This is a genomic window from Bradyrhizobium sp. USDA 3240, assembly GCF_054063295.1.
The window spans coordinates 3,051,820-3,061,153 of the sequence record NZ_JBSSGD010000002.1; the positions used below are offsets into that span (position 1 = coordinate 3,051,820).

Consider the following 9,334-nt stretch of genomic DNA (forward strand, 5'->3'; position numbering starts at 1 on the left):
TCAGGACACATTGATGTTACGCAGCAGCATATAGATCGCCACCACGATAATCACAGTCGCAAACACGATATTGAGGGCGCCGCGCCGTTCCGACAGGTGGCGGGCGCTCCGAGTGCCCAAGAGACCGCCCGCGATGCCGCCGGCGACGAATAGCCCCGCCAGGCCCCATGACACCAGCCCGGACCACGCATAGCTGAGGGCCGTGGTCATGCCGAAGGCGGTGACGGCCACCAGCGACGAGCTGACCGCGTTCATGATCGGCATCCCGGTCGCCAGCATCAGGGCCGGCACGATCAGGAAGCCGCCGCCGATGCCGAAGAAACCGGACATGGTTCCCGTGGCAAGCCCGAGACCTATGATCGCGGGCGTGTTGGACATCGATATCTTGACGTCGGTCAGCCCGACCCGCGCGCGGGTCTTCAGCATCAACCCCGCGATCACCAGCATCACGATCGAGAACAGGGCGAGCAGCTTCTGCCCGTCCAGCATCTTGCCGAGGATCGAGCCGCCGAAAGCGCCGAACATGCCTGACAGTGCGAACAGCAGTGCGCAGGACCAGATCACGGTGCCGCCGCGGGCGTGGTTGGAGAGGTTGATCGCGGCGTTGGCGGCGACCGCGATCGCCGAGGTGCCGATCGCGACATGCGGCTGGGCTACCCCGACCACATAGACCATCAGCGGCACGGCAAGGATCGACCCGCCGCCGCCGACCAGGCCCAACGAAAAGCCGACCAGCATGCCCGATACCAGCCCGAGCACGCTTTGAGTTGCGGAAAAGACCAAGGGGAACAGACTCGTGTTTGCGGCGGCAACCATAGAAGGATTTGCTGCTCAACGCCATACCAATAGCACAAAACTGCCCTGCAAGGGGCGTCAGGCGCAGCAGATAGGTCACGGCCAGCGGCACCAGCAGCGAGGTGACCAGCGCATTCAGGCTCATCGCGATCCCGGCAAAGACGCCGGCGACCTCGTCGACCTGGAAGGCGCGCGCGGTGCCGATGCCATGGGCGGCGATGCCGGCGGCAAAGCCGCGGGCACGAAAATCCGTGACGCCGGTGAAGTTCATCAATGGCGTGACGATGATCGCACCCATGATGCCGGTGAGGATCACCGAGACCGCCGTCAGCGAGGGATCGGCATGCAGGGATTCGCTGATGCCCATCGCAACGCCGGCCGTGACTGATTTGGGGGCCAGCGACAGGATGATGTCGCGCGGCAGGCCGAAAGCCCGCGCCAACAGCACCACCGAGACGATCGCGGTGAGTGAGCCGACCGCGAGCGCAACCAGCATCGGCAGGACCGCAGCCGCAACCCGCCTGCGGTTCTCGTAGAGCGGCACCGCGAGCGCGACCGTCGCCGGCCCGAGCAGGAAGTGCACGAACTGCGCACCGGCAAAATAGGTGGTGTAGGAGGTGTTGGTAAGCAGCAGGAACGCGCCGATGATCCACAGCGAATGCAGCACGGGATTGGCGAGCGGGTGCCGCCTCGTCTTCAGCGACACCGCATCGGTTGCGGCATACGTCAGCAGCGTCACCGTCAGCCAGAGCAGCGGCGACTGCGAGAGATAGACCCAGAGCGAAAACGGATTGTCGCTCACGGGTTCTCCTCCTCGCGCGCAAACATACTGCTCGCCGCCACGAAGGTCGCGACCGTCGCCAGCAGCGTGACGATGACCGAAACCGCGAGGATCACCAGGATCGCGATGCCGTGCTCGGCGAGCAGGTCGAGCTTCTGCACCACGCCGACCCCGGCCGGAATGAACAGCAGCGAGAGATTGGCGAGCATGCCGCGGCTTACGCTCTCGACCCCGTCATTGCCGAGCGGCCCGCGCGCGAGCACGGGAAAGCGGTCGCGCGCCAACAGCAGCAGCACCAGCCCGACGACAGGCCCCGGCACCGGCACGGCCAGCGCCCGCACGGCAACCTCGCCAACCAGCTGGCAAAGCAGGATCAGACCGAGGCTGGCAATCATGACAAGGCACTCACGCGAAGCATGCGCGTATCAGGTCGGTGTGGGGGAGGCTTGTCAATGCGCGGGACTCGAGCGTGTGCGCAAATGCTGGGCACGCCTTTCCCAAGCAGCCCGGTCTCTGGGTCGCGTCATCCTGAGGAGCGCGAAGCGCGTCTCGAAGGATGCACGGCCCAGATGTTTCCGCGTGTTACTTCTCCGCTGGCGAAAGCGTGGGCCGTCGACCCTTCGAGGCTCGCCCAGCGGCGCAATTGCGCCGCAAGGCTCGCACCTCAGGGTGACGGAGATAAAGCTCCGCTCGTTGCTAGCGGCTCCCGCCGCGCCAGCGCCATCAGCGTGCCGCTCATGGTCGCGACCAGCGTCTCGATGCCGTCCTGCACGGCGTAGGCACGGCCGTCGCAAACCGTCAGCGTGCGGCCTGGCTTGACCACGACGCCGCGGAACACGAACCGTTCGCCGCGGGCCGGCGCCAGCAGGTTGGTCTTGAACTCCACCGTGAGGATGTCGGAGCCTTCGGGCATCAGCGTGAAGGCGGCGATCCCGCAGGCATTGTCGAGCCCCGCGGTGATGATTCCGGCATGCACGAACCCGTTCTGCTGGCAGAACTCCGCCGCATAGGGCATCGCGAGATCGACCTCACCCGGCTCCATGCGCGCGATCGAGATACCAAGCGTCTGCATTGCGCGCTGGCGTTCGAATGTGGCGGTGGCAACCGCGCGGAAGTCGGGATTCTTCGGCTCAAAGCGGGGCATGGCGGTCACGCAGTCACGGATTCTGACGGCACGAGGTGCGGCATCGCGGCGTAGCGGATCGCCGGCGCGAACGGCGCCGATTTGCGCGCGGCGCGATCGATGTGCACGGCGGCGATCTCGCAGGTCGCGGCGATGTCGCCGGTCTCCGCGTTGCGCATCTCGTGCAGGATGCGGACCGACTTGTCGCGGAACTCGACCAGCCGGCTCTTGACCTCGACGAGGTCGCCGGCGAGCAGCTCGCGCTGATAGGAGATGTTCTGCTGCACGGCGGCCATGCCGCGGCCGGACTCGCGCAGATAGCTCGGCGTCAGCCCGAGCCGCGCGAACATGTTCCAGCTCGCCTTGTCGAATTTGCCGACATACCACATGACGTTCATGTGGCCGATGTGATCGCAGTGCCAGGGATAGACCGTGCCGCGATAGGTCGCTTCGCCCTCCATCGTCCCCTCCTTTGCGCTCTGATACGGTAGCGTATCAGGGACCAAGCAGGCTAGCAATACGGTACCGTATCGGGACCGCTCCGCGGAGATCACATGACTGAAAGCAAGGGCGATGTCTGGGTCGCGGCCGGCTTTGCCGAACTCGCGCATAGCGGCGTCGATGGCGTGCGGGTCGAGGTGCTGGCGAAGAATCTGGGCGTCACCAAGGGCGGCTTCTACCGCCGCTTCAGGGATCGCGCCGCGCTGCTGGAGGCGATGCTGACGCGCTGGCGCGACGGCCGCATCGCCGCGATCGAGAAGCAGACCGCGCTCGACGGCGCCAGCGCGCGCGAGCGGCTGAAGGCGATCATCACGCTCTATTCGGAGCGCATGAACACCGAGGCGATGGCGGTGGAGCTCGCGATCCGGCAATGGGCGCGCACCGATGACGCCGCGGCGGCCGCCGCCGCGAGCGTCGATGCCGCGCGGCTGAAGCAGGTCGGCCAGCTCTATCGCGCCACCGGGCTCTCGGCCGACGAAGCCGATGCGCAGGCCTTCCTGTTCTACTGCTTCATCTTCGGCCAGAGCCTGTTGTTTCTCGAACGCGGCCCGCGCAAGCGCGCGCAATTGCTGGCGCAATCGGCGGACAAGCTGCTTGCGGAAGGCCAATAACGCTTCTGCCGAAAGAAAAGCGGCCGGCTTGCACCGGCCGCCCGTCGATCTCACATCGAGAGTCTCGCCTCACCATCGGTATCATCACCCGCGCATGCGGGTGATCCAGTATTCCAGAGACGCCTGTGCTCGAACCGAGACGCCGCGGCGTACTGGATCGCCCGCCTGCGCGGGCGATGACAGATGTGGCTGGGCTCAGGCGCCCTTCAGCTTCTTGTTGCATTCGCTGTAATAGCCGCCGCCCTTCTGGATCCACTTCAGGCCGCCATTGCCGCCGGTGGTCTTGTTGGCATTGTACTGGTCCACGCAGGTGTGCATGCGCCCCTTGCCTTCGGATTCCTTGGCGTATTTGGGATCGATCGCGTTCGGAAACACGGCGGGCCCTGCTGGTGCGGCGGGTGCCGCGGCGGGAGCGGCTTCCCGCTTGGCTTCCTTCGGCGCGGCCGGAGCAGGCGCGGCAGCAGCGGGCGGCGGAGCGGCGGGCGCCGCAGCCGGGGTCGCGTCGGCGCCGCATTGCGCCTTGCGGAAATCGTTCCACTTCTGGCCGTTGAGGGTGCCGCCCGACTTGGCCGCCTGATACTTGGCGCTGCATTCCTGCGCGGTCAGGGCCTGCGCCGGCGCGCTCGCCACAAAGGCTGCAAAGCCCGATACCGCAATCACACACAACAATCTGGTCTGAATGGTCATCCCTGGTCTCCCGTCATCCCTGGTTTCCCGTGAGGTTTCCCTCGGCTACCCTTGGGGGCATAGGCGTAAGACCATTATCCTAGCGCAACCCCGACTTGCGACAACGTGCGGACGCCCTTGGCCGTTAAAATATTGTGGCGGCTGGACCACCGCATATTCATCCACGGTTCATCATGGCCGCGCAACGTTTCGGCTCCTTCCCTCACGAGGTGCCCCATGATGACGATTTCCAAGCTCGCGACCGCAACCGCCCTTGCCTCCCTGCTGCTGATGGGCGGCGCCTTCGCGCAAACCGCCGCGCCCGCCGCCAAGGACGCCGCTCCGAAGGCCGACGGCAAGATGGCCAAGGAAGCCAAGCCGCGCACCGCCGAGTCACTGGAGTGCTCGAAGCAAGCCGATGCCAAGGGCCTGCACGGCAAGGAGCGCAAGAAATTCCGTTCCGAGTGCAAGAAGGCGGGCGGTGCTGCCGCTGCGCCGGCCGCGAAGTAACGCGTAGACGTATTTTGACGTCCTTCACCCTCCCCGCCGGGGAGGGTGAAAATCTGTGCGCCGGGCAAGCCGGGGCGCAATGCTGCAATCGCGAGATGCAATTGTCCCGTGGTTGCGAATTTGCCATAAGGCGGCGTGACCCTGATCCGCGCTTCGATGGCGACCGCCATTCCCGACCGCAGCATAGTTCTGAACGGACTCGAGACTCTCGTCATCGGCGCCGGCGGCGGCCTGCTGTTTTTATGGGCGGGATTGCCGGGCGGCCTGATCTCGGGTGCGATGTGCGCGGTTGGGATCGCCGCATTGGCCGGACGGCCGCTCGCGGTGCCGCCGGTGCTGACGCAATCGGTGCTGCTGCTGCTCGGCATCTCGCTGGGCTCGCTGATGTCGCAGCAACTGCTGCAGCACATGAGCTCCTATCCGCTCACCATCGCCCTGCTGGCGCTGGCGACGTTCTGCTCGACCTTCGGCTCAAGCGTCTATCTGCAACGCATCCATGGCTGGGACCAGACCTCGGCCTTCCTCGCCGGCAGCCCCGGCGCGCTCTCCCAGATCACGATCCTTGCCGCGGAGAAGGGCGCCGACGTCGCGGCGATCGCCGTGGTGCAGACCATGCGCGTCATCATCCTGACCGCGGCCCTGCCGCTGGTGCTGGCGCTGACCGGCGTGACGCATGCGGCGCCGCCGCCATTGCCGACGACGGTCGCCTCGCCGTTCGGCCTCCTCGCCCTGGCCGCCGGGTCGATCGGCGTCTCGCTGCTGCTGCGCTGGATCAAATTCCCCGCCAGCTGGATGTTCGGCGCGATGCTCGCCTCCAGCCTGCTGCATGGCTCAGGGCTGGTCGATGGCGGCCTGCCACCCTGGCTGCGCAACGTCGCGCTGGTCGGCATCGGCGCGCTGATCGGCACCCGCTTTGCTCGAATGAAGACCTCGACCCTGCTGAGCCACGTCAATGCCGGGCTCGGCTCGTTTGCGATCGCGATCGCAATCTCGGCCGTGTTCGTCGCGGTGATCGCCTTCACCACCCATGTGCGGCTCGCCGACGTCGTGGTCGCCTTCGCGCCCGGCGCGATGGACGCGATGCTGGCGCTGGCGCTGACGCTGCACATCGACCCGATCTTCGTCGGCGCGCATCATCTGTCGCGCTTCCTGTTCGTCACCATCTCGACGCCGGGCATCATCCATCTGTTCGGACGGCCGCAGGACGACGTCGACGATTAGTCCAAAGTCCAAGGCTCACCTGTTAATTCCGTCATCCCCGCGCAAAGGATTCGCCTTTGTCGCTGGAGGTGAGAGCGGAGCGAGCCTCGAAGGATGAACGGCCCGGCTGGTGGCCGTGCATGCTTCGAGACGGCCGCAAGCGCGGCCTCCTCAGCATGACGGATTGAGAGGCGGACGGGTGGGAAGCGTGGTGGGTTTCGCGGAGCCTGTCATCGAGCCGCGCTTTTCGCGGACCCGTTAGCTCTACCTAACCTGCCTCGGCCGTCGACTGGTCCGGCTGATCGCGGAACGATCGCGCCAACGCCACCAGTTCATCGGGATCGAACCACAGCTCCTCGTCCCGGTCGATTTGCAGTTTCGCAACGGCTGCGGCACGCCACAAGTGCCCGGTGATCCGGGCATAGACCGAATCGGGCTGTGCTTCGCTCCATTCCTCGAGCCGCTCCCTGGCGACCGCGCGCCATAGCGCGGTCAGCCGGCGGCTCGCACCATGTATCTCGGAGATGGTGTATCGCGGGCGCTGCTCGCTCATCAACGTGGCGACGAGATTGCGTCGGCTCCTGAGGCGCAACAACGTCTCATTGGCCAACAGCAACAACTCGACGGGGACGCGGTGCACGATGATCAGCATGGGCTCGTCTGTCGCGCATGGGGCGGTGACGGCGGGATAGCCTCCACCTTGAAACACCTGACACGCGCATCAGGGCCTTCGCACAGGGCAGCCGCTATCTCGGCTTCCGAAAATCGATGCTGCGCAGGATGATCCGGGGCGGCGCCCCTTCGAACTCCTTCGCCTGGTACTTGCCATCGGCGCAGGCCTCGATGCGCTCGCGCAGCCGCATGAACTGAGTCTCGCGATGGCCCGCGCGCCCGAGCGCCCCGCCTTCCAATTCATCCATCGCGGAGGTCGAGATCGCGCAGTGGATCTCCTTCTCGTCGTCATGCATCGAAAACAGCACGACCATCCGGTCGTATTCGTAGCTGATGAAGCGACCCTGGGTAAGCGTCATGTGATCAGCTCCTTCAAAGCCGCGAAGTGGTTCTGGTTCATCGCGGCTCGGTGAGCCGGACAAAATCCTCGAGAATTGCCGTGACCAGATCGCGATGCCTCGTATCCTCCGGCGGCAGGCTCGCGGCGTACAGATTCAAAACGTAGCGCGCCTTGGCAGCCACCTCCGGCCACGACGTCGCAGGTACCGCCAGCAGTCCGGTCTCGAGCGTGACCTGGCGTTCGCGCAGATCCCTCGCATGGGTCTCGATTTCCGCCAGCGCACGGCGAATGTCGGTGGCTTTCTGCGCCGCCATACCGCGGTGGCGATCGAGGTCGAGCGGTTCGTCAGACATTGGAGGCGCTCGCGTCGATACGCTGGGCGTCCGCCAGATCGACCGAGCCGATCGACACCATCTCCGTCGTCAATCCGCGCGAGCCTTGAGCCGGGACGATGATCATCGTGGCGACACGGCGGAACACCGCGAATGAGAGCCCTTCGATCGCCTCTTCATCGGTAATGACGTCATAGGCGCCTGCGGGCAGTTCACGATCGATGCCTCTGATCCGGAATGGATGCTGGAAGGTGACGACTTCACGTCGGGAGCGCATGGTCATGGGCCAGCCTTTTGCGAAACGCCTTGCGCGCGGTGCGGCCCCGCGGCCAGCATGCGCCGCTTCGGCGGCAATAGCCAATGCTTTCTCGTTGGTTTTCCTGGCGTTCCTGGCTTTCTCGCCGAACGAGCGGCGAAGGGCCGCTCCTCATAGCATCCTGCGCGTTGTTGCCGCAGCGCGCCGCAGACCGCTTTGGCGCTCGCTATTCGAAGCCGATCGGCCTACGGTCGACCACCATCACTTCAGGCAAGTGAATCCACACCGGCGTTCGGGGCTGCTCCGCAGCCAGGTTCTGACCGAGCCGATGATCTCGAGAGACAGAGGGAGACCGACATGTCCAAAGGCGAGCGACACGGCAACCGGGAAACCAAGAAGCCGAAGAAGGAGAAGATCAAGGTGATCGCCGCGGCTCCCAGCCAGAAGGGCGGACAGCCGACCTTCACGCCGGGCAAGAAGAAATAGACCGGAAGAAACAGATCGATTGAGTCAGGGCCTGTAAATCAGGCCCTCCAAGTCGAGTCTCCAACTCAAGCCTTGGCAGCCTTCGCCACGCCCCAGCCGGCGATCGCGGCCATCAGCAGCGAGATCAGCACGTTGTAGCCGGCAAGCGAGATGCCGAGGAAGCGCCACTGCACCTCGTCGCAGCGGACCACCTTGACCTTGTCGAGCTGATCCAGCAGCGAGCCGGCCTTGCCGAAATCCACTATCGGGCCGGTGCAGTCGGTCGGCCCCTGCCAGAACCCCCATTCGACCCCGGCGTGATAGGCGCCGAGCCCGGCATTGGCGAGCGCGGCGAGGCCGAGGATCGCAAGGCCCGCGAGCAGCACCGGGCGCGCCGCGCCACGGGCGGCCGCAAGCGCCACCACGGCGCCGAGCGGGACCGCGAGATAATAGGCATAGCGCTGCTCGAGGCAGAGCGGACAGGGCATGATCTCCAGCACGAGCTGGAAGAACCAGGCGCCGGCCAGCGTCACCGCCGCGATCACGGCAATCGCCAGGGCCGAGGTCAGCGCCGGATTGCCGGTGGCGGAAGCATCCGACGGATGGGCGGTGGCGAGCGTCACGGCAGTCCTCCTGCGAGCACCGTCCGGCAGGGTCATGGCCCCTGCTCCATGCTCAGCCCGGGTCGTATCGCGCCAAAATACCGCTGTCGAGGCGCGGGACAATCACATCCGCGCGGGTTGACCGTGACGGGCCGCCCGCTATAGTCCGCCGCGCTTCGCGACCCCGGCCCGTCTCGGCCTGGTCCACCGCGAATGCCCCTGTGGCGGAACTGGTAGACGCGCTCGACTCAAAATCGAGTTCCGCAAGGAGTGCTGGTTCGATTCCGGCCAGGGGCACCAACTAGGCTGTTCAAGCCCGTTCTAAAGCGTCCGCAACCGTTCGCGCAGTGCTCGGAAACCCTTGAAAAATAGGCACTTCCGCGTACATTTGTGTTCGTCACTGTTTGTTCTCCTCCGATCCCAGCCGCCCGATTTGCTGGTATTTTTGCTGGTATCCTGCTGGTATCGGGAGAACAAACG

At 65.5% G+C, this 9,334-nt stretch carries 14 protein-coding genes, 1 tRNA gene and 1 pseudogene; 5 read left to right on the forward strand and 11 right to left on the reverse strand.

Going from position 1 to position 9,334, the window contains the following annotated elements:
• The 5 genes and pseudogenes from ACVIGA_RS15260 to ACVIGA_RS15280 all read right to left on the reverse strand — a co-directional run bounded on the left by ACVIGA_RS15260 (nucleotide 1) and on the right by ACVIGA_RS15280 (nucleotide 3,160).
• Nucleotides 1-738, reverse strand: a complete 738-nt coding sequence (locus ACVIGA_RS15260) for a sulfite exporter TauE/SafE family protein (RefSeq protein ID WP_456670813.1) — start codon at nucleotides 736-738, stop codon at nucleotides 1-3.
• 139 nt (nucleotides 739-877) lie between these two features.
• Nucleotides 878-1,597: pseudogene (locus tag ACVIGA_RS15265) on the reverse strand (LrgB family protein); the annotation flags it as partial.
• The gene (locus ACVIGA_RS15270) at nucleotides 1,594-1,971 is read right to left on the reverse strand and encodes a CidA/LrgA family protein (RefSeq protein ID WP_456667013.1); all 378 of its coding nucleotides are present in this window, start codon (nucleotides 1,969-1,971) and stop codon (nucleotides 1,594-1,596) included. The pseudogene ACVIGA_RS15265 and the gene ACVIGA_RS15270, both read right to left, overlap by 4 nt.
• Before the next feature lie 269 nt (nucleotides 1,972-2,240).
• Nucleotides 2,241-2,720 (reverse strand): PaaI family thioesterase, encoded by a 480-nt coding sequence (locus tag ACVIGA_RS15275; RefSeq protein ID WP_456667014.1) that lies wholly within the window; start codon nucleotides 2,718-2,720, stop codon nucleotides 2,241-2,243.
• 5 nt (nucleotides 2,721-2,725) lie between these two features.
• Nucleotides 2,726-3,160, reverse strand: a complete 435-nt coding sequence (locus ACVIGA_RS15280; protein WP_456667015.1) for an acyl-CoA thioesterase — start codon at nucleotides 3,158-3,160, stop codon at nucleotides 2,726-2,728.
• A 93-nt stretch (nucleotides 3,161-3,253) separates the two neighbouring features.
• Here ACVIGA_RS15280 and ACVIGA_RS15285 point away from each other — a divergent pair, with 93 nt between their 5' ends.
• Nucleotides 3,254-3,811: a TetR/AcrR family transcriptional regulator gene (locus tag ACVIGA_RS15285; protein WP_375777178.1), complete on the forward strand. Its 558-nt coding sequence runs from the start codon at nucleotides 3,254-3,256 to the stop codon at nucleotides 3,809-3,811.
• A gap of 195 nt (nucleotides 3,812-4,006) precedes the next feature.
• On the opposite strand, the gene ACVIGA_RS15290 is transcribed toward ACVIGA_RS15285, so the two are convergent.
• Nucleotides 4,007-4,498, reverse strand: coding sequence for a hypothetical protein (locus ACVIGA_RS15290; protein WP_456667016.1), 492 nt, complete (start codon nucleotides 4,496-4,498; stop codon nucleotides 4,007-4,009).
• 216 nt (nucleotides 4,499-4,714) lie between these two features.
• Here ACVIGA_RS15290 and ACVIGA_RS15295 point away from each other — a divergent pair, with 216 nt between their 5' ends.
• A complete protein-coding gene (locus tag ACVIGA_RS15295) occupies nucleotides 4,715-4,987 on the forward strand; it encodes a PsiF family protein (RefSeq protein WP_223966735.1) in 273 nt (90 codons plus the stop codon).
• Nucleotides 4,988-5,122: 135 nt separating this feature from the next.
• Nucleotides 5,123-6,208 carry an AbrB family transcriptional regulator gene (locus ACVIGA_RS15300; protein WP_456667017.1) on the forward strand — a complete coding sequence of 362 codons (1,086 nt, stop codon included), beginning with the start codon at nucleotides 5,123-5,125 and terminating at the stop codon, nucleotides 6,206-6,208.
• A 247-nt stretch (nucleotides 6,209-6,455) separates the two neighbouring features.
• Here ACVIGA_RS15300 and ACVIGA_RS15305 read toward each other — a convergent pair whose 3' ends face one another.
• The 4 genes from ACVIGA_RS15305 to ACVIGA_RS15320 form a co-directional block, all read right to left on the reverse strand.
• Complete coding sequence (locus ACVIGA_RS15305; RefSeq protein ID WP_223966733.1) at nucleotides 6,456-6,839, reverse strand: hypothetical protein; 384 nt, start codon at nucleotides 6,837-6,839, stop codon at nucleotides 6,456-6,458.
• Nucleotides 6,840-6,933: 94 nt separating this feature from the next.
• Nucleotides 6,934-7,218, reverse strand: a complete 285-nt coding sequence (locus tag ACVIGA_RS15310; RefSeq protein ID WP_092123564.1) for a DUF1488 family protein — start codon at nucleotides 7,216-7,218, stop codon at nucleotides 6,934-6,936.
• Nucleotides 7,219-7,255: 37 nt separating this feature from the next.
• On the reverse strand, nucleotides 7,256-7,552 hold the full coding sequence (locus ACVIGA_RS15315; protein WP_456667018.1) for a hypothetical protein: 297 nt from the start codon (nucleotides 7,550-7,552) through the stop codon (nucleotides 7,256-7,258).
• Nucleotides 7,545-7,814 carry a hypothetical protein gene (locus ACVIGA_RS15320; RefSeq protein WP_456670814.1) on the reverse strand — a complete coding sequence of 90 codons (270 nt, stop codon included), beginning with the start codon at nucleotides 7,812-7,814 and terminating at the stop codon, nucleotides 7,545-7,547. The genes ACVIGA_RS15315 and ACVIGA_RS15320 overlap by 8 nt, the downstream gene beginning before the upstream one ends.
• Before the next feature lie 330 nt (nucleotides 7,815-8,144).
• Between ACVIGA_RS15320 and ACVIGA_RS15325 the strand changes: the two genes are divergently transcribed.
• A complete protein-coding gene (locus ACVIGA_RS15325; RefSeq protein WP_263009968.1) occupies nucleotides 8,145-8,273 on the forward strand; it encodes a hypothetical protein in 129 nt (42 codons plus the stop codon).
• Between the two features lie 65 nt (nucleotides 8,274-8,338).
• On the opposite strand, the gene ACVIGA_RS15330 is transcribed toward ACVIGA_RS15325, so the two are convergent.
• Nucleotides 8,339-8,911 carry a disulfide bond formation protein B gene (locus tag ACVIGA_RS15330; RefSeq protein WP_456667019.1) on the reverse strand — a complete coding sequence of 191 codons (573 nt, stop codon included), beginning with the start codon at nucleotides 8,909-8,911 and terminating at the stop codon, nucleotides 8,339-8,341.
• Between the two features lie 158 nt (nucleotides 8,912-9,069).
• Here ACVIGA_RS15330 and ACVIGA_RS15335 point away from each other — a divergent pair.
• A tRNA-Leu gene (locus ACVIGA_RS15335) sits at nucleotides 9,070-9,154 on the forward strand.
• The last annotated feature ends 180 nt before the right edge of the window (nucleotides 9,155-9,334 follow it).

Excerpts from the sequence above, each read along its gene's own strand:
- ACVIGA_RS15310 (WP_092123564.1), bottom strand. The coding sequence starts at position 7,218 with ATGACGCTTACCCAGGGTCGCTTCATCAGCTACGAATACGACCGGATG.
- ACVIGA_RS15295 (WP_223966735.1), top strand. The coding sequence starts at position 4,715 with ATGATGACGATTTCCAAGCTCGCGACCGCAACCGCCCTTGCCTCCCTG.
- ACVIGA_RS15330 (WP_456667019.1), bottom strand. The coding sequence starts at position 8,911 with ATGACCCTGCCGGACGGTGCTCGCAGGAGGACTGCCGTGACGCTCGCC.
- ACVIGA_RS15290 (WP_456667016.1), bottom strand. The coding sequence starts at position 4,498 with ATGACCATTCAGACCAGATTGTTGTGTGTGATTGCGGTATCGGGCTTT.
- ACVIGA_RS15285 (WP_375777178.1), top strand. The coding sequence starts at position 3,254 with ATGACTGAAAGCAAGGGCGATGTCTGGGTCGCGGCCGGCTTTGCCGAA.
- ACVIGA_RS15305 (WP_223966733.1), bottom strand. The coding sequence starts at position 6,839 with ATGCTGATCATCGTGCACCGCGTCCCCGTCGAGTTGTTGCTGTTGGCC.
- ACVIGA_RS15315 (WP_456667018.1), bottom strand. The coding sequence starts at position 7,552 with ATGTCTGACGAACCGCTCGACCTCGATCGCCACCGCGGTATGGCGGCG.
- ACVIGA_RS15325 (WP_263009968.1), top strand. The coding sequence starts at position 8,145 with ATGTCCAAAGGCGAGCGACACGGCAACCGGGAAACCAAGAAGCCGAAG.
- ACVIGA_RS15320 (WP_456670814.1), bottom strand. The coding sequence starts at position 7,814 with ATGACCATGCGCTCCCGACGTGAAGTCGTCACCTTCCAGCATCCATTC.
- ACVIGA_RS15270 (WP_456667013.1), bottom strand. The coding sequence starts at position 1,971 with ATGATTGCCAGCCTCGGTCTGATCCTGCTTTGCCAGCTGGTTGGCGAG.
- ACVIGA_RS15280 (WP_456667015.1), bottom strand. The coding sequence starts at position 3,160 with ATGGAGGGCGAAGCGACCTATCGCGGCACGGTCTATCCCTGGCACTGC.
- ACVIGA_RS15260 (WP_456670813.1), bottom strand. The coding sequence starts at position 738 with ATGCTGGTCGGCTTTTCGTTGGGCCTGGTCGGCGGCGGCGGGTCGATC.
- ACVIGA_RS15275 (WP_456667014.1), bottom strand. The coding sequence starts at position 2,720 with ATGCCCCGCTTTGAGCCGAAGAATCCCGACTTCCGCGCGGTTGCCACC.